Source organism: Enterobacter sp. 200527-13, assembly GCF_027924865.1.
GTDB lineage: Bacteria > Pseudomonadota > Gammaproteobacteria > Enterobacterales > Enterobacteriaceae > Enterobacter > Enterobacter ludwigii.
The window spans coordinates 154,497-172,816 of the sequence record NZ_BSCM01000007.1 but is presented as its reverse complement, the minus strand read 5'-3'; the positions used below and the strand labels follow the sequence as shown (position 1 = coordinate 172,816).

The following is an 18,320-nucleotide window of genomic DNA, read 5'->3' as shown; positions in this document are numbered from 1 at the left end:
CAGACAAGGAATGCGTATGTTTAAACTGGCAAAAGCCGCCGTTCTGGTAAGCATGTTATCGACTCTGACCGCCTGCACCGGTCACGTTCAAAATACCAAAAATAACTGCAGCTATGATTACCTGCTGCACCCGGCAATTTCCATTTCGAAGATCATCGGTGGCTGCGGCCCGGCCGCACAGCAGTAAGCGTTTTTCAGGCGTAAAAAAACCGGGAATGTCCCGGTTTTTTGTCTGGCTCAGCGCGTTTTTTGTCGGGGAGCGCTCATGCTTACCCGACAAAACAGGGTTATGGTTTACCCACAAACCCAATCGCCTGGTACACCGCCTTAAGGGTTTCAGACGCGCGGGCACTGGCTTTTTCCGCGCCCTCTTTCATCACTTTCTGCAGGAAAGCTTCGTCGTTACGGTAGCGGTGATAACGCTCCTGCAGCTCGGTCAGCATGCCGGAAACAGCATCCGCCACTTCCCCTTTCAGGTGACCATACATCTTGCCTTCGAAGTGTTGTTCCAGCTCAGGAATGCTCTGGCCCGTCACACCGGAGAGGATATCCAGCAGGTTGGAGACGCCCGCTTTGTTCTGCACGTCGTAACGCACAACAGGTGGCTCATCGGAGTCGGTCACCGCACGCTTGAGCTTTTTAACCACCGATTTCGGGTCTTCCAGCAGGCCGATAACGTTGTTGCGGTTATCGTCAGACTTGGACATCTTCTTGGTTGGCTCCAGCAGCGACATCACGCGTGCGCCGGATTTTGGAATGAACGGCTCAGGCACTTTGAACACGTCGCCATACAGCGCGTTAAAGCGCTGGGCGATATCGCGGCTCAGTTCCAGATGCTGTTTCTGATCTTCGCCAACCGGCACCTGGTTGGTCTGGTACAGCAGAATGTCTGCTGCCATCAGTACCGGGTAATCAAACAGACCGGCGTTGATGTTTTCTGAGTAGCGCGCGGATTTATCCTTGAACTGCGTCATGCGGCTCAGTTCGCCGAAGTAGGTGTAGCAGTTTAGCGCCCAGCCCAGCTGCGCATGCTCTGGAACGTGAGACTGAACGAAAATGGTGCTCTTCTCAGGATCAATTCCGCAGGCCAGATACAGCGCCAGGGTGTCCAGGGTGGCTTTACGCAGCTTCTCAGGATCCTGACGTGCAGTGATAGCATGCAGATCTACGATGCAGTAAATGCAATGGTAATCATCCTGCATGCTGACCCACTGACGTAACGCACCCATGTAGTTACCAATGGTCAATTCACCTGACGGCTGTGCGCCACTAAAAACGATGGGCTTAGTCATTATTCAATTCCTGATTTTCACTGTGCGAAAGCCCGAGTGCGGGCAACAAATCTTTGAAGTGGTCGAACACGACGTCCGGCTCACTCAGCGTGATGGCCTCACCGTAGTTGTAGCCATAGGTTAATCCCACGGAAGGACAACCCGCCGCTCTGGCAGCCAGAATATCATTGCGGGAATCACCGACAAAGAGCAGCTCCGCGGGCGTTAAGGATAATTTTCCTGCCACCAGCAGTAACGGTTCCGGATGCGGCTTTTTGTTCTGCACATCATCACCGCCAACAATGACGGAAAAATACTTCGCGATATCCAGCGCTTCCAGCAGAGGGGCGACAAAAGGTGTCGGTTTGTTTGTCACCAGCCCCAGCGGAATGCCGTTAGCATGAAGCGCACTCAGCGTTTCTGCGACATCCGGGAACAGGAAGCTGCCCTCTTCGACCGTCTCTTCATAGAAACGATTGAACAATTTACGCAGGATACGCAACTGTTCTTCCTGCGGGATATCCGCATGATCCACGCTCGGTTTACCCTGTGCGGAACGCTGGGACACACGCTCCTGGCGGGCCCATGTCAACGCGCGCTCCATCAGGACATCGGCGCCATTGCCAATCCACGTGATGACACGCTCTTCGCCCGCAACGGGCAGTTCAAGAGCATACAGCGCCTGGTCTACGGCGCTGGTTAAGCCCGGCGCGCTGTCGACCAGCGTGCCGTCGAGGTCAAATGCGATACCCCGTGTTGCCTGCAATTTATCCATGACTTACCTTCGCCAGTTCACGGCGCATTTCATCAATGACTTTTTTGTAATCCGGTTGGTCGAAAATCGCTGAACCTGCAACGAACATATCCGCGCCCGCTGCCGCAATTTCACCAATGTTATTCACTTTTACGCCACCGTCGACTTCCAGACGAATGTCGTAACCTGACTCATCAATACGACGGCGCACTTCACGCAGTTTATCCAGCGTATGAGGGATAAACGACTGACCGCCAAAGCCCGGGTTAACGGACATCAGCAAAATGACATCCAGCTTATCCATCACATGGTCGAGATAGCTCAGCGGCGTAGCCGGGTTGAAAACCAGACCCGCTTTACAGCCATTCTCTTTGATGAGCTGCAGCGTGCGATCCACATGTTCAGACGCTTCAGGGTGGAAGGTGATGATACTGGCTCCCGCAGCGGCAAAATCAGGCACGATACGGTCAACAGGCTTCACCATCAGATGGACGTCAATCGGCGCGGTAATACCGTAGTTACGCAGCGCTTTAAGCACCATCGGGCCAATGGTCAGATTAGGAACGTAGTGGTTATCCATAACGTCGAAATGGACGACATCCGCGCCCGCCGCGAGTGCTTTTGCAGTGTCTTCACCCAGGCGGGCAAAATCGGCCGACAGAATTGAGGGAGCAATCAAAAACTGTTTCATCCGCATCTCCTTGAAATGTGTTTACCGGCGGGCAAAACGGCTCAGGGGCGATAAAGAGCCAGGAGTTCGTCCACCTTTTTACGTGTGCCGCCGTTGCTGCTTATGCTACGCCGCACTTTGACCTGAAAATGCTTCGCGGCTTTGTACCATTCGCGCGTATCAGGGGTATCGTGATTCGAAATTAACACCGGAATTCTTTTGCTGACCAGCTTTTCCGCCATCTCCGCCAGACGGGCCTGCTCGGCCGGACTGAAGCTGTTGGTGTGATAAGCGGTGAAATTTGCCGTCGCAGACAGCGGTGCGTAAGGCGGGTCGCAATAGACCACCGAGTTTACGCCTGCCAGCTCCATGCACTCTTCATAGGAGAGGCAGTGGAATTCGGCATTCTGCGCTTTTTTAGCAAAGTGATACAACTCATCCTGTGGGAAATACGGACGCTTATAACGGCCAAACGGCACGTTAAATTCACCACGAAGATTATACCGGCACAGGCCGTTGTAGCCGTGTCGATTGAGATAGAGGAACAACAGCGCCCGACGGAACGGATCCTGACTCTGATTAAATTCAGTGCGGAACTGGTAGTAAACGTCCGGATTATTGTGCTCGGGTGTAAACAGCTTCCGAGCCTCTTCCACGTACTCGTCGGTCCGCAGCTTGACGATGTTGTAGAGGCTAATGAGGTCGCTGTTGATATCCGCCAGGATATAACGAGAAAAATCGGTATTCAGGAATACCGATCCAGCGCCCACAAAGGGCTCGATAAGACACTCGCCTTTCGGCAGGTGCTTTTTAATATCATCGAGCAGGGGGTATTTCCCCCCTGCCCATTTCAGAAAAGCGCGATTTTTTTTCATGCTGACTAACTGATTACACCTTCTCCGGCTGTGGAGAAAGCTCCGACAGCATCCTGCGCTTTAAACATTACTTCAGATCAGCCTGAACCTGATGAATTGGCTTAGCCCATGGGTTTTTCGCCTGAACGTCGGCGGGCAGCGTTGCGACAGCACGTTTCGCTTCATCTTTTGAAGCATAAACGCCACTTACCAGCACGTACCACGGCTGACCATTACGGGTCGTCTGATAAACCACATAGTTTTTCAGATTTGTTTTCTTCGCCCAACCGTTGAGGTTGTCATAGTTAGACGAACTGCTCAGCTGCAGCGTGTAATTGCTGGACGGGGCTGACTTCAGTGAACCGACGTTACCTGCAGTCTTGCCTGCTGCGGCGCTGGTTGTTGCCGTTGCTGCAGGTGCAGTTGCAGTTGCAGTAGGTGCAGTTGCAGCTGGTGCCGAAGTGGCAGCCGGTGCCGTGGTGGTCGCCGTTGCTTTCGGTGCAGTCTGCGTAACCGGTGCTTTTGCCGGTTCGCTCACCGTCGTTTCAGTACGTTTTGTCTGAGCCGGCGCTTTCACTTCAGGCGCTTTGACGACTGCCTGAGGTTTGGTTTCACGCTTAGGTTCAATCACAGCCTGCTTACGTTCAGGACGGGTCGCAGGTTGCGTCTGGCGCGGTTTGGTTTCGGTTGCAGCCGTTTGCGGCTGAGCGTTACCACCGCGGATCGGCGCAACGGTCGCAGGTTCAGTTGGCAGCGTAGAGTTAACCACGGCATTGTCCACCTGCGCCTGATTTTGCGGCTGCGTCAGGGCATTGTTCAGGTCGCCCTGAACTTCTACACGCTGCTGGCCTTCCGGCGTGGCAGGTGCCTGACCCTGTGCGGGGGTAGAAGAAACTGGCGGCAGAGAAACATCCTGCGGCTGTGTTGTATTTCCGGCAGTCTGCTCGGCGGAGGTGGTACCCGGCGCTGGCTGCGCACCATTCGCCTGATCGGTCGCATCGTTACCAGAGAGGCTGATGCTCTTCTCAGTGGATGCTGCTTGCTCACCGGAAGGGGTCGAAGGCGCTTTTAGCGCAGAACCAATACCGACAATCAGCAGCACGAGCACCAGAACGCCGAGTCCCATCATGATGTACTGGCGGGAGGCGGGTTTCTGCGCAGCGGCTTTTTTACGTTTACGTGGGCGACGCTCTACAGGCTCTTCGTCCATTGAATCTTCTTCGGACTCATAACCCTCTTCTTCTCGCTCATCACGCGCGTTGCGGCTACGCGAAGGGCGACGATCGTCTGCATCCAGATCAACATCGTCAAAGTTGATCTGCGGCTCGTTATCACGTTCTGAAGATTGACGAGAACGACCAGTACGACGATCGCTGGGATCGGGTTTCAGCTCGTCTTCTGGTTTGAATTCATCCATTTAACACCCCACTCAAAGGCTTATGCTAACGACTTTGCATTTCGCCTGAAGCTAAACGACCACCTGTAACAGTGGCCTGACCTTTCTAGTTGTTACGCCTGCTGACAGTCAGCAATAGCGCCAAGAACCACATCATGCGGCACTCCGCCGCGTACTTCACTCTTCCCTATTGCAAGCGGGAGTACAAGACGCATCTCACCTGCCAATACTTTTTTATCGCGCATCATGTGGGGTAAATACGCTTGTGCCGACATCTCTTTCGGCCCGGTTACCGGCAAGCCCGCACGCTCAAGCAGCGTGATGATGCGTGCCGTCTCTTCCGGTTTAAACTGCCCCAGACGTTCAGAAGTGCGGGCAGCCATTACCATTCCGGCAGCGACTGCTTCACCGTGAAGCCAGTTACCGTAACCCATTTCGGCTTCAATCGCGTGACCAAACGTATGCCCAAGATTCAGTAAAGCACGTAAGCCCGTTTCACGCTCGTCTGCAGCGACAACTTCCGCTTTCAGCTCACAACAACGACGAATGCAGTAAGCCAGTGTCGCCTCATCCAGGCGCAGCAACGCATCCATATTCTCTTCCAGCCAGTCAAAGAACTCGCCATCCAGAATAATGCCGTATTTGATCACTTCAGCCAGGCCAGAAGCCAGCTCGCGTTTCGGTAGGGTTTTCAGACAGTCGAGATCCACCACCACCGATGCCGGCTGGTAGAACGCGCCAATCATATTTTTACCGAGCGGATGGTTAACGGCCGTTTTGCCGCCGACAGAAGAGTCGACCTGAGACAGTAACGTGGTAGGGATTTGAATAAAACGCACACCACGTTGATAACTTGCAGCCGCAAAGCCCGTCAGATCGCCCACAACACCGCCGCCCAGGGCAAGCAGTGTTGTATCGCGACCATGCGGTTTTTGCAGCAATGCGGTAAAGACGGTATCCAGTACCGCCAGGCTTTTATACTGCTCGCCATCGGGCAGAATCACACTGTCGACTTTAACGCCCGCCTGTTCAAGCAGGTGGCGAACGCGGTCGAGATAAAGCGGAGCCAGCGTCTCATTGGTGACCAGCATCGCCTGATCACCCGCTTTCAGTGGTAAAAAGGAAGCTGGGTCGTTAAACAAACCAGCCGCGATGGTGATTGGGTAACTACGTTCCCCGAGAGTAACTGTAATCCTCTCCATGACGCGACATCCACCTTTAATGCTTTTACCCGCAGGCGATTGTATATAAAGCCAGAATCAGTTGCTTTCCAGCATATGAATAATCTGGTTTGCAACCACTTTAGCGCTCTGATCGTCAGTACGAATGGTCACATCAGCAATCTCTTCGTACAGCGGATTGCGTTCATCGGCCAACGCTTCCAGAACTTCGCGTGGTGGCGTTTCAACCTGCAGCAACGGGCGCTTTTTATCGCGCTGCGTACGTGCCAGCTGTTTTTCGATGGTCGTCTCGAGATAGACCACTACGCCACGGGCGGAGAGACGGTTGCGGGTTTCGCGAGATTTGACAGAGCCACCGCCTGTTGCCAGAACAATGCCCTGCTTTTCCGTGAGTTCGTTGATCACTTTTTCTTCTCGGTCACGGAAACCTTCTTCGCCTTCTACGTCGAAAACCCAGCCCACATCAGCTCCGGTTCGTTTCTCAATCTCTTGATCAGAATCGTAAAATTCCATATTGAGTTGTTGAGCTAACTGACGCCCAATAGTGCTTTTGCCGGCACCCATAGGCCCAACCAGAAAGATATTGCGTTTCTCTGCCATTTTATCGGTACTACTAAGACTATTCGTTAATGGTAATCCCCGCTTCGCAGACACCCGGCGTAGCAGGACATGAACTGAAACCTCATATGCAATAGAGCGAGAGTCAGACTAAAAATTATCTCAATACTCCGGCTTGTTTGGCAACTGATTAAATCACCGCACCAGACGCATAAGGCAATAAGACGTAAGTCCAACTCAAATCGGTACTCCTTGTATGCTAATTCATGCCCCACGTCAAACATCTGCAACAATCTGAATGCAAAATCATTGGGAGGATCGTGACTCTTCAGCGAATACCGACCAGTCGTGGTGTAATAAACACCACTAACTCCCGTCGTTCATTGTCCTTTCCGTCATGGCGAAAAAGCTGTCCAAGCCACGGGATGTTGCCCAGCCCAGGCACGCGATCGCTTCCGGTTTTATTCTTTTGCGAAAAAATTCCGCCCAGCGCCAGCGTTTCTCCACTTTTTACTTCCACCTGGGTTTCAATTTCTTGTTTATCGATGGCGAGCGTTTCACCATCGGCCTGCTGCAGCACCTGTCCTGGCATATTTTCACTGATGTGCAGCTTCAGGCGTACGCGACCGCCGGGCAGCACCACCGGCGTCACCTCCATGCCTAACACCGCCTCTTTGAATTCCACGGAGGTCGCCCCGCTGTCACCGCTGGAGACCTGATATGGGATCTCACTGCCCTGCTTAATACTGGCCGGTTGCATATGCGAGGCCAGCAGTCGTGGGCTAGCGATGATATCGACCTGCTGCTTTTGCTCCAGCGCCGACAACTCCAGATCCAGCAGCCTGCCGTTAATCCGCCCAATGTTAAAACCCACATGGGTGGTGGCGTTTGCCACGGACAGATCGCTGCCAAGCGTTGTGAGTTGCCCGACCTTGCCCGCCTCCGTTGCGTCGGCGAGATTCCACTTCACCCCCAGCTCACGCAGGCTTTTTTCATTGATGGTCACGATATGCGCCGCCAGTTCCACCTGCTCGACAGGGATATCCATCTGTGTCGCCCAGTGCTGCAGCGTATCAAGCACCGCCTGGTTATCCCGTATCAGCAGACGGTTGGTACGCTTGTCGACAGACAAACTCCCTTTTGGACTGAGCAGTTTTTCCGCCGCTTTTTGCAGCTCCCCGGCGTCAGCGTAAGAAAAAGGTATGCTGTGCGAGACCAGCGGCGCATCAAGCTGTCGGCGTGCCCGCTCCTGCTCTTTGCGTTCCAGCTGTTCACGCTGCCAGGCTGCGGTGTGAATATAAAAAATCCCCCCTTCTTCATGCAGAACAAGCCCGGCGCTGCTGACGACCGTCTGTAGCGCCTGTCGCCAGGGGACGCGTGTCAGATTGAGCGACAGCGTGCCGCTGATATCTGGCGATACCACCAGATTACGGTTCTCCTGTGCGACCAGCGCCTGTAGCACCTGCACCACCGGTACCTCATCCACCACCAGCGTGACCGGCTTTGGCGCGGCGGCCCAAAGCGGATGACTGAACGCCAGCAACCACAGCGTTATCCTTATGTTCATTCTTTTTCGTTCCTTCTCGTTGCCACGTCCATTGTCTGGGTTCACATGCATCCCCCACATCGACGACCAGTTCCCTTTCATTGAGGGCCGTTACCCGCCAGCCCACCGGGAGACGCTGTTGCGGTGTCAGGCGATGCCAGCGCTTTTGCCCGTCCTGTAAAATGCCAGTGTCCTGAGTGCCGCCCACCATCCCGTGGTAATGCCACTGCGCCAGCTGCCCTACCGCACAAGGGTCATCCGGCGGGCGAAAAGGATCCCGCATCCCGGTCACTAACAGGGCGCAACTCACCAGCAGGCAACGCGCGCTATTTCGCATGCGGCTCCTCCAGCTCCACCCGCAGGCGTAATGCCGAACCCTGTGCAGAGAGAGCAAAGGCGGCAACCTGAACATCCCGCTGCGCCAGCCGAGTGAAAACAGTCGGGATGGCCTGCCATTCAGCATCCAGCGTCAGTTCCCCTCCGTTTTGCGACGGCTTCCAGTGAACCAGTCTTGTACCCGCCCCCTGAAACTCGAGTGGTGAAAAAGGCGTCATTACCGTGGCTTCACGGGGTGCGTGACGCCGCGGCACCTGACTGGCGGCGGGCCATAGCGAGACATTAGCCTGTGCGGCCTCGCTGACCTGCCGCTGAAGTTCAGCCACCTGCTTTGCAACCGGTCGAAGCACCATGCCCCATGTCGTACTCCCCAGAAAGAGAACGCTCAGACACCAGCACAGCACCCGCCATCGGGGGCTGCTTTCGCACCAGCGTTCGAACAAGGTTTCCACGCATTAGCCCTCGCTTCGCAGATGAAAGGTGAACATCCAGCGCCCCAGGTCATCCTGCTGTAATTCCCCCGTCGGCCCGGGGGTAAACCCCGCCATCTTTCCGAGCCCATCCCGCAGAGCAGAGAGCGCGGGGAGTGTTGCGGCATATCCGGTTAACATCAGTGAAGGGGGCTGATAGCGCAGTTCGGTCAGCCAGACCTGGGATGGCATCACCCCGGCAAAGGACTCCAGCACCGGCTGCCAGGCGCGTCGTTGAGGCGCTGGCGCGGGCATTGGCGTCTCCGTGCCTGACCTTGTACGAGACACCAGCGCCTGCTGCACGGACTGCATGCCCGCCAGTTGAATATGCAGCGCACGCGTCATCACGAGAGGATTCATCCGCAGGCTGAAAACCCCCATCAGTATCAGCAGCCACGTAGCGACAAACAGTACGCCCCAGAATCGCAGGCAGCGCATGCGTCGCTGCCGCCGCCACGGCAGAAAGTTCGTCATGCTCATTCCGGCACCTCACTCATGGCCAGCGCCAGCGCGACGGTATAATCAGCGCCGCATGCCGGCAGAGGAGCATGGCAACGAATCAGCGCGTCCCAGGGGTCTCGCTGGCTATCAAAGAGGGCAATGTCCTGCGGCGTGAGGGCCAGCAGTGCCGCGAGATCGGCCACGTTTTCCGCTTCCGTGGTAAAACGCCGTCCCCACTGATGGCGCATCGCCCACAGCCACTGATGCCCATCCCGCCAGGCGACACACTGCGCCGGCGCTACCGCAGGGAGAAGGTTCGCCAGCGCACTGGCATCCGGGGTGATCGTCACGAGCCGTAAACGCAATATCTTTGCCAGCGTCAGCAGGGGGTGAATCTCGTTGTTTTGTGCAGCGGTGACATGGAATGTATTGCTGAACGTATCCTGCGCATAATCAAAACAGAGCGTGTCAGCAGCCATCTCCAGTTCACGCGCGAGCGTCGCCCCCAGCCAGGAGAGCTGTTCGCTGTCGCGCAGCGCCACGCCCGGACGGGGAAGCGATCGTTGCAACGTGCGTGCCGCCGGAAATGAGAGAAACACCCGGTGGGAGTGGGGCAACGTTTTCCGCCAGTCGCGCAGGGCGTCAACCAATTGTTCAGGCTGGCAAATTTTGCCATCCCGGATAATCCCGTCGGCCAGAGTGATAGCCCACCAGCGGCACAAACGCCAGCCCGACCGCTCCCGGGCCAGCGCCACTATCTGCACCCTATCCTGTTGAATATGAACGCCTGTTTGCCATGTTTTGAAAGCCATGCTTCACGATCTCCTTATCGCCCGTCAGGTGACGGCTATATCAATGAATCAGGCTTGCCTTTATACTACCGCGCGATTGTTTAGAAACTGCCCAAGTGAAACCAAATGGGAAATCTCCGGTGAAGTTCGTAAAGTATTTATTAATCCTTGCAGTCTGTTGCATTCTGCTGGGAGCAGGCTCGATTTATGGTTTGTACAAATATATTGAGCCGCAGCTGCCTGATGTCGCTACGCTTCGCGATGTGCGACTCCAGATCCCGATGCAGGTCTACAGCGCCGATGGCGAGTTAATGGCGCAGTACGGCGAAAAGCGTCGTATCCCGCTGACCTTAAATCAAATTCCGCCCGTGATGGTCAAAGCCTTTATCGCTACCGAGGACAGCCGTTTTTACGAGCACCACGGTGTCGATCCGGTGGGGATTTTCCGTGCTGCAAGTATTGCGCTGTTCTCCGGTCATGCCTCTCAGGGGGCAAGTACCATTACACAGCAGCTGGCGCGTAACTTCTTCCTTAGCCCAGAAAAGACCCTGACCCGTAAGATCAAAGAGGTGTTCCTTGCGATCCGTATTGAGCAGTTGTTGAGCAAAGACGAGATCCTTGAGCTGTACCTCAATAAAATCTACCTCGGCTACCGCGCCTACGGTGTTGGTGCGGCCGCGCAGGTGTACTTTGGTAAACCTGTCGAGCAGCTGACGTTAAGCGAAATGGCGACCATTGCCGGTCTGCCTAAAGCGCCATCGACCTTCAACCCGCTCTACTCGCTTGAACGCGCTACGGCGCGTCGTAACGTCGTTCTGTCACGTATGCTGAGCGAAGGCTATATCAGCCAGAGCGAGTACGAACAGGCGCGCAACGATGTCATCGATGCCAACTACCATGCGCCGGAGATTGCCTTCTCTGCCCCTTATCTCACCGAAATGGTGCGTCAGGAGATGGTGAGCCGCTACGGCGATAAAGCCTACGAAGATGGCTACCGCGTTTACACCACCGTGACCCGCAACGTTCAGCAGGCGGCTCAGGAAGCGGTGCGTAACAACGTGATGGATTACGACATGCGCCACGGTTATCGCGGCCCGTCGAATGTGCTGTGGAAAGTCGGCGAAAGCGCCTGGGACAGCAAAAAAATCACCAGTACGCTGAAAGCGCTGCCCACCTATGGCCCGCTCCTTCCTGCCGTGGTGACTCAGGCCGATCCGCAGGAAGCGGTGGCAACGCTGGCGGATGGAACGTCTGTCTCCCTGCGAATGGACGGGATCCGTTGGGCTCGCCCGTACCGCTCAGACACCCTGCAAGGCCCGACGCCGCGTAAAGTGACGGATGTCGTCCAGACCGGACAGCAAATCTGGGTACGCAAGGTGGGCGACAGCTGGTGGCTGGCGCAGGTGCCAGACGTTAACTCGGCCCTGGTGTCCATCAATCCGCAGAACGGTGCCGTGCTGGCCCTGGTCGGTGGGTTCGATTTCAACCAGAGCAAATTTAACCGCGCCACCCAGGCGTTACGTCAGGTTGGCTCTAACATCAAGCCGTTCCTCTACACCGCAGCCATGGATAAGGGACTGACTCTCGCCAGTATCCTGAACGACGTGCCTATCTCCCGCTGGGATGCCGGTGCCGGTTCTGACTGGCAGCCGAAGAACTCACCGGCGGAATATTCAGGCCCTATTCGTCTTCGTCAGGGTCTTGGGCAGTCGAAAAACGTGGTGATGGTGCGCGCAATGCGTGCGATGGGTGTCGACTATGCCGCGGAATATCTGCAACGCTTCGGTTTCCCGGCTCAGAACATCGTGCGCACCGAATCGCTGGCGTTAGGCTCTGCGTCCTTTACGCCGCTTCAGGTGGCGCGGGGGTACTCGGTGATGGCTAACGGCGGCTTCCTGATTGACCCGTACTTCATCAGTAAAATCGAGAACGACCAGGGTGGCGTGCTGTTTGAAGCGAAGCCGAAAATTGCCTGCCCTGACTGCGATATTCCGGTCATTTACGGCAATACGCCAAAATCTGAGGTGATTGAAAACAAGGACATGGAAGACGTTGCCGTGTCTCAGGAGCAGACGAACCCTGTGTTGCCGCAGCCGCAGCTGGAACAGGCTAACCAGTCGCTGGTGGCGCAGAGCGGGGCGCAGGAGTATGCACCGCATGTCATCAACACGCCGCTGTCGTTCCTGATAAAGAGCGCGCTGAACACCAACATCTTCGGCGAACCTGGCTGGCAAGGGACCGGCTGGCGGGCAGGACGTGATTTACAACGCCATGATATCGGCGGTAAAACGGGGACAACAAACAGCTCGAAAGATGCGTGGTTCTCCGGTTACGGCCCGGGCGTGGTGACGTCAGTCTGGATCGGTTTTGACGATCATCGCCGTGATTTAGGCCGCACCACGGCTTCAGGCGCGATTAAAGATCAGATTTCTGGCTACGAAGGCGGCGCGAAGAGTGCGCAACCGGCCTGGGATGCCTATATGAAATCCGTGCTGGAAGGCGTTCCGGAGCAACCGCTGACGCCACCACCGGGTGTGGTTACCGTCAATATCGACCGCAGCACCGGGCAGCTCGCCAATGGCGGCAATAGCCGTGCAGAGTATTTCATCGAGGGCACGCAGCCGACCACACAGGCGGTGCATGAGGTGGGTACAGAAATCATTGATAACGGCGAAACGCACGAGTTGTTCTAACGGGCAACGTAAAAACGGCAACCTCAGGTTGCCGTTTTTTTTGTTCTCTCACACGTTCCGGACATCAGGCTGTTATAACCGCCCCTGCCCCTTCAGCCATTCGCGTACCAGGAACAGCGCGCTCACGTTGCGGGCCTCGTTAAAGTCAGGGTCTTCGAGCAGGTCCATCATATGGGCCAGCGGCCAGCGAACCTGGGGCAGTGGCTCCGGCTCGTCCCCCTCCAGCGATTCTGGATAGAGATCCTCAGCAACCACAATGTTCATTTTGCTGGAAAAATAGGAGGGTGCCATGCTCAGTTTTTTCAGGAACGTCAGTTCGTTCGCGCCAAAACCGACCTCTTCTTTCAGCTCGCGATTGGCCGCCTCAAAGACCGTTTCACCCGGATCGATGAGCCCTTTCGAGAACCCAAGTTCGTAAGATTCGGTTCCCACGGCATACTCGCGGATTAAGATCAGATGGTCGTCGACGACAGGAACAATCATCACCGCTTCGCGCGAAGAAGGGCGCATACGTTCGTAAACGCGACGCACACCGTTGCTGAACTCCAGATCCACACTTTCGACATTAAACAGGCGCGATTTTGCGACTGTTTCAACATTCAGAATGGTGGGTTTTTGTAGTGGTTTGCTCATCGTGATGGGGTCTTAGCAGTGGGAACTGGCTTTATTGTGCGATACGCCGCACGGTTTCGGCAATGTCAATTGTTCTGTATTTACATTTATGCAACGTAACAGGAATCAATCCTCAATTCAAAACAAATGTCAAGAGGTTGAAATGTTTCCAGGAATTTGCTGATATCGCGCCATAACAGGCTTTGCTATCATCATCGGTCACTGGGATGCGCTTCAGAATGCTCAAGTTCGACTCCATACTTGCCGATAGCCAACCACAGACTCTCATTCAATGTTAAAGGTGCTACTGACTACACCTGTAAGAAGATAAGTAAGATGGGGAAAGCATGAGCACCATTTTGATTGTTCTCGCTGCTATGCTGGCCGGCGCATTGGTTGCAGGGTGGGTATACAGGCGTCGCGTAAGGCGTCGTTACCGGCTGCCCTTTTTAAACGCCTTTGCCGGTGCGACGACGCGTAAACTGACGCAAGAAGAGCGCGATGCAGTAGAAAACTATCTCGAAACACTGAACCGTTCTCAGTTAACACCTGGGCCGACGGGGGCAACTGCTGCGCCGGTGGCGCTCAAGTTAAATGCGCAAAGTGACACAGTGCTCAGTGTGACGCGCTCCATCACCCGCTATGGCATCACCACAGACGATCCCAATAAATGGCGCTATTACCTGGATTCGGTTGAAGTGCATCTGCCCCCGTCCTGGGAGCAGTACATTAATGACGAAAACAGCGTAGAGCTGATCCATACCGATTCGTTGCCGCTGGTTATCTCACTCAACGGCCATACGTTGAATGAATATCTTCAGGAAGCCCCGCGTTTTGCGCTGGAACGCGCAAGCTCAACGCAGGCCTCCATTCGTGGCGAAGAGACAGAGCAGATCGAGCTGCTGAACATTCGCCAGGAGACGCATGAAGAGTACGCCCTGAGCCGCCCTGACGGGATTCGCGAAGCGATTCTGATCGTGGCCGCGTTCCTGCTCTTTTTCATCTGCCTGCTGACGCCGGATGTGTTTGTCCCCTGGCTGGCTGGCGGTGCGGTGCTGTTGCTGGCAGCCGGGCTGTGGGGGCTCTTTGCCCCGCCGGCAAAAACCTCGCTACGTGAGATCCACTGCCTGCGCGGTACTCCTAAGCGCTGGGGTCTGTTCGGTGAGAGTGACCAGGAGCACCTCAATAATATCTCGCTCGGTATTATCGATCTTATCTACCCGCGCCACTGGCAGCCGTGGATTGCCCAGGATTTAGGGCAGAAAACCGATATCGATATCTACCTTGACCGCCATGTGGTGCGCCAGGGGCGCTTTTTATCCCTGCATGATGAAGTAAAAAATTTCCCGCTTCAGCACTGGTTACGCAGTGCGGTCATTGCCGGGGGGGCAGCGCTGGTCTTTATCATGCTTCTGCTGTTTGTCCCGCTGGATATGCCCATTAAATTTACCCTGTCATGGATAAAAGGGGCGCAAACCATTGAGGCAACCAGCGTCAACCAACTGGACGAGGCTGGCGTGCGGGTCGGTGATACGCTGCGCCTGAAGGGCACCGGGATGTGTAACATTCATACGCCTGGCGCATGGAATACGCGTCAGAGCTCGCCGTTCATGCCGTTCGATTGCTCGCAAATTATCTGGAATGATGCGCCGCCGCTGCCGCTGCCTGAATCTGAGGTTGTTAATAAAGCCACGTCGCTTACCCAGACGGTCAACCGCCAGCTGCACCCAAAACCCGATGACGACTCACGCGTGAGCCCTGCCCTGCGCTCGGCCATTCAGAAATCGGGGATGGTGCTTCTGGACGACTTTGGTGACATCGTTCTGAAAACGCAGGATTTGTGTTCCGCTCAGGACGAATGCGTACGTCTCAAAAACGCCCTTGTGAACCTGGGTAACAGTAAAGACTGGGATTCGCTGGTGAAACGCGCGGAAGCGGGACGGCTGGATGGCGTTAACGTGCTGCTGCGTCCGGTCAGCGCCGAGTCGCTGGATAATCTGGTCGCCACGTCAACCGCACCCTTCGTGATGCGCGAAACCACCCGCGCGGCGCAGGCGTTGAACAGCCCGGCACCGGGTGGCTTTGTGATCGTCAGTGATGAAGGGAGCGACCTGGTCGATCAGCCATACCCGCAGGTCGCACTTTATGACTACCCGGCTCAGGAACAGTGGGGCCAGTTCCAGCGCCTGGCGCAGATGCTGATGCAGACGCCGTTTAGCGCTGAAGGGATTGTGACGAGTATCTTTACCGATGCCAACGGCACGCGCCACATCGGCCTGCACCGCATGCCGGACAGCGCTGGCCTGTGGCGCTACATCGGCACCTCGCTGCTGATGATTGCGATGCTGGTATGCATTTGCTGGAACGGTTTTATGGCGCTGCGTCGCTATCAGCGCTCACGCACCAGGCTTGCCGACATCCAGCAGTATTACGAAAATTGCCTTAACCCTAAGCTGATCCCCTCCTCTGAGAGCCTGATCTGATAACGTCGATGCGCGACAAGATGTGCTACCCTGTCGCGCACGTTTCTTCAGGCTGGAGTTCCCCCTTATGCATCTTGATATCGCCTGGCAGGAGGTTGATACCGTTCTGCTGGATATGGACGGCACGCTGCTCGATCTCGCCTTTGATAACTATTTCTGGCAAAAGCTGGTTCCGGAAACCTATGGTGAACAGCAGGGGATCTCCCCGGCAGAAGCGCAGGAATTCATTCGTTCGCAATATAGCGCGGTGCAGCATACGCTAAACTGGTACTGTCTTGACTACTGGAGCGAGCGCCTCGGTTTGGATATTTGTGCCATGACCACCGCCCAGGGCCCGCGCGCCGTACTGCGTGAGGATACCGTGCCTTTTCTGGATGCACTGAAAGCGAGCGGCAAGCGCCGTATCTTGCTGACCAACGCCCATCCTCACAATCTGGCCGTGAAGCTGGAGCATACGGGTCTTGCTTCGCACCTTGATTTATTACTTTCCACCCACACATTTGGTTATCCGAAAGAGGATCAGCGGTTGTGGCATGCGGTGGCGGAAGAGACCGGTTTGCAGCCGGAACGCACGCTGTTTATTGATGACAGCGAGCCTATTCTGGATTCCGCGGCCAGGTTTGGCATTCGCTATTGTCTGGGCGTTACCAATCCTGACTCTGGCCTGGCTGAAAAAAGCTATCTGCGCCATCCGGGGCTGAACGACTATCGCCAGATGATCCCCTCACTGACCGTGAAGGAGAGGCCATGAAAGAAAAACCCTCTGAAGGGGTAAGACTGGATAAATGGCTGTGGGCGGCCCGTTTTTATAAAACGCGCGCCCTTGCCCGCGACATGATTGACGGCGGTAAAGTGCATTACAACGGCCAGCGCAGCAAACCGAGCAAGCTGGTCGAACTGAATGCCACCTTAACGCTGCGTCAGGGCAACGATGAACGTACCGTGGTGATTAAAGCCATTACTGAACAACGACGGCCCGCAACCGAAGCCGTCCTGCTGTATGAAGAGACGGCTGAGAGCATTGAAAAACGCGAGAAGACCGCGCTGGCGCGCAAAATGAATGCGCTGACAATGCCCCACCCGGACCGGCGTCCAGATAAAAAAGAGCGCCGCGATCTGATGAAATTTAAACACGGTGAGACCGAGTAACCCTCACCTGCACGAGAGACTATTATGGCCCAACACGACCAATTACACCGCTATCTGTTTGAACAATTCGCCGTGCGCGGCGAGCTGGTCACCGTATCCGAAACCTGGAAACAGATTCTGGAAAACCACAACTACCCGCTGCCGGTGAAAACCCTGTTGGGCGAACTGCTGGTTGCCACCAGCCTGCTGACTGCCACCCTGAAATTTGCCGGGGATATCACCGTGCAGTTGCAGGGTGATGGCCCTATGACCCTGGCGGTCATCAACGGTAATAACCAGCAGCAGATGCGCGGCGTGGCGCGCGTACAGGGCGATGTTCCTGAAAACGCGGACCTGAAAACGCTGGTGGGTAATGGCTATCTGGTCATCACCATCTCCCCGGAGGAAGGTGAGCGCTATCAGGGCGTGGTTGGCCTCGAAGGCGATACGCTGGCGGCCTGCCTGGAAGATTACTTCATGCGTTCAGAACAGCTGCCGACGCGTCTGTTCATCCGCACCGGTGAAGTAGACGGTCAGCCTGCTGCTGGCGGTATGCTACTGCAGGTTCTGCCTGCGCAGGACGCGCAGACCAACGACTTCGAGCACCTCGCGACCCTGACGGAAACCGTCAAAGCAGAAGAGCTGTTCACCCTGTCGGCGACCGATGTCCTGTGGCGTCTTTATCACGAAGAAGAAGTGACGGTTTACGACCCACAGTCGGTGGAATTTAAGTGCACCTGTTCACGTGAACGCTGCGCTGGCGCGCTGAAGACCCTGCCGGATGAAGAGATCGACAGCATCATGGCGGAAGACGGCGAAATCGATATGCACTGTGACTACTGCGGTACGCACTACGTGTTCAATTCGATGGATATTGCTGAGATCCGCAACAACGCCTCCCCGGCGGATCCTCAGGTCCACTAAGCAAAGCCTGCCCTCACCTTGCCCTCTCCCTTTTGCGAGAGGGCAAAGTGCAAAAAAGCCCTCTCTGGCTGAATCGTTTTTAACACTGTAACTCTTACGTAATTTTCTTACGTGTATGCGATTACATTCACATTCCTTCCGATAAAATCACCAGCCATTAACCTTTTCGGAACATTTTCCCCAACCAAAAAGCGATTCCTGCGATAATCCGC

At 55.5% G+C, this 18,320-nt stretch carries 19 protein-coding genes; 6 read left to right on the top strand and 13 right to left on the bottom strand.

Going from position 1 to position 18,320, the window contains the following annotated elements; all coding sequences use genetic code 11:
• Positions 1-16 precede the first annotated feature (16 nt).
• Positions 17-187 carry a YhfL family protein gene (locus QMG44_RS19620; protein ID WP_086532962.1) on the top strand — a complete coding sequence of 57 codons (171 nt, stop codon included), beginning with the start codon at positions 17-19 and terminating at the stop codon, positions 185-187.
• A 100-nt stretch (positions 188-287) separates the two neighbouring features.
• Here the strand turns inward: QMG44_RS19620 and trpS are convergent, their stop codons facing one another.
• From trpS to QMG44_RS19560, 12 genes are all read right to left on the bottom strand, one after another.
• The gene (trpS, locus tag QMG44_RS19615; protein WP_014171943.1) at positions 288-1,292 is read right to left on the bottom strand and encodes a tryptophan--tRNA ligase; all 1,005 of its coding nucleotides are present in this window, start codon (positions 1,290-1,292) and stop codon (positions 288-290) included.
• The gene (gene gph / locus QMG44_RS19610; protein WP_063215519.1) at positions 1,285-2,046 is read right to left on the bottom strand and encodes a phosphoglycolate phosphatase; all 762 of its coding nucleotides are present in this window, start codon (positions 2,044-2,046) and stop codon (positions 1,285-1,287) included. The genes trpS and gph overlap by 8 nt, the downstream gene beginning before the upstream one ends.
• On the bottom strand, positions 2,039-2,716 hold the full coding sequence (gene rpe / locus QMG44_RS19605; RefSeq protein ID WP_014885523.1) for a ribulose-phosphate 3-epimerase: 678 nt from the start codon (positions 2,714-2,716) through the stop codon (positions 2,039-2,041). The genes gph and rpe overlap by 8 nt, the downstream gene beginning before the upstream one ends.
• 41 nt (positions 2,717-2,757) lie before the next feature.
• Positions 2,758-3,570 (bottom strand): adenine-specific DNA-methyltransferase, encoded by an 813-nt coding sequence (gene dam / locus QMG44_RS19600; protein WP_014171946.1) that lies wholly within the window; start codon positions 3,568-3,570, stop codon positions 2,758-2,760.
• Between the two features lie 67 nt (positions 3,571-3,637).
• Complete coding sequence (gene damX / locus QMG44_RS19595) at positions 3,638-4,966, bottom strand: cell division protein DamX (protein ID WP_086532963.1); 1,329 nt, start codon at positions 4,964-4,966, stop codon at positions 3,638-3,640.
• Between the two features lie 92 nt (positions 4,967-5,058).
• Positions 5,059-6,147: a 3-dehydroquinate synthase gene (gene aroB, locus QMG44_RS19590; protein WP_047355667.1), complete on the bottom strand. Its 1,089-nt coding sequence runs from the start codon at positions 6,145-6,147 to the stop codon at positions 5,059-5,061.
• 57 nt (positions 6,148-6,204) lie between these two features.
• On the bottom strand, positions 6,205-6,726 hold the full coding sequence (aroK, locus tag QMG44_RS19585; protein ID WP_003861630.1) for a shikimate kinase AroK: 522 nt from the start codon (positions 6,724-6,726) through the stop codon (positions 6,205-6,207).
• A gap of 286 nt (positions 6,727-7,012) precedes the next feature.
• The gene (gene hofQ, locus QMG44_RS19580) at positions 7,013-8,251 is read right to left on the bottom strand and encodes a DNA uptake porin HofQ (RefSeq protein ID WP_078774745.1); all 1,239 of its coding nucleotides are present in this window, start codon (positions 8,249-8,251) and stop codon (positions 7,013-7,015) included.
• Complete coding sequence (locus QMG44_RS19575; RefSeq protein ID WP_281853257.1) at positions 8,163-8,567, bottom strand: HofP DNA utilization family protein; 405 nt, start codon at positions 8,565-8,567, stop codon at positions 8,163-8,165. The genes hofQ and QMG44_RS19575 overlap by 89 nt, the downstream gene beginning before the upstream one ends.
• Entirely contained in the window at positions 8,557-9,018 is a 462-nt protein-coding gene (locus QMG44_RS19570; RefSeq protein WP_086532965.1) for a HofO, read from the bottom strand. Before QMG44_RS19570 ends, QMG44_RS19575 begins: the two co-directional genes overlap by 11 nt.
• 3 nt (positions 9,019-9,021) lie before the next feature.
• On the bottom strand, positions 9,022-9,516 hold the full coding sequence (locus QMG44_RS19565; protein ID WP_086532966.1) for a PilN domain-containing protein: 495 nt from the start codon (positions 9,514-9,516) through the stop codon (positions 9,022-9,024).
• Complete coding sequence (locus QMG44_RS19560; RefSeq protein WP_086532967.1) at positions 9,513-10,289, bottom strand: DNA utilization protein HofM; 777 nt, start codon at positions 10,287-10,289, stop codon at positions 9,513-9,515. Before QMG44_RS19560 ends, QMG44_RS19565 begins: the two co-directional genes overlap by 4 nt.
• A 119-nt stretch (positions 10,290-10,408) precedes the next feature.
• Between QMG44_RS19560 and mrcA the strand changes: the two genes are divergently transcribed.
• Entirely contained in the window at positions 10,409-12,961 is a 2,553-nt protein-coding gene (gene mrcA / locus QMG44_RS19555; RefSeq protein WP_020884575.1) for a peptidoglycan glycosyltransferase/peptidoglycan DD-transpeptidase MrcA, read from the top strand.
• A 72-nt stretch (positions 12,962-13,033) separates the two neighbouring features.
• On the opposite strand, the gene nudE is transcribed toward mrcA, so the two are convergent.
• Positions 13,034-13,594 carry an ADP compounds hydrolase NudE gene (gene nudE / locus QMG44_RS19550; protein WP_014171956.1) on the bottom strand — a complete coding sequence of 187 codons (561 nt, stop codon included), beginning with the start codon at positions 13,592-13,594 and terminating at the stop codon, positions 13,034-13,036.
• A gap of 326 nt (positions 13,595-13,920) precedes the next feature.
• Between nudE and QMG44_RS19545 the strand changes: the two genes are divergently transcribed.
• The 4 genes from QMG44_RS19545 (at position 13,921) to hslO (ending at position 18,108) form a co-directional block, all read left to right on the top strand.
• Positions 13,921-16,056, top strand: coding sequence for an intracellular growth attenuator family protein (locus tag QMG44_RS19545; RefSeq protein ID WP_032679110.1), 2,136 nt, complete (start codon positions 13,921-13,923; stop codon positions 16,054-16,056).
• A 67-nt stretch (positions 16,057-16,123) separates the two neighbouring features.
• On the top strand, positions 16,124-16,807 hold the full coding sequence (yrfG, locus tag QMG44_RS19540; protein WP_025202858.1) for a GMP/IMP nucleotidase: 684 nt from the start codon (positions 16,124-16,126) through the stop codon (positions 16,805-16,807).
• Entirely contained in the window at positions 16,804-17,205 is a 402-nt protein-coding gene (gene hslR, locus QMG44_RS19535; protein ID WP_020884572.1) for a ribosome-associated heat shock protein Hsp15, read from the top strand. The genes yrfG and hslR overlap by 4 nt, the downstream gene beginning before the upstream one ends.
• Positions 17,206-17,229: 24 nt before the next feature.
• Positions 17,230-18,108, top strand: a complete 879-nt coding sequence (gene hslO / locus QMG44_RS19530; RefSeq protein ID WP_014171960.1) for an Hsp33 family molecular chaperone HslO — start codon at positions 17,230-17,232, stop codon at positions 18,106-18,108.
• Positions 18,109-18,320 lie beyond the last annotated feature (212 nt).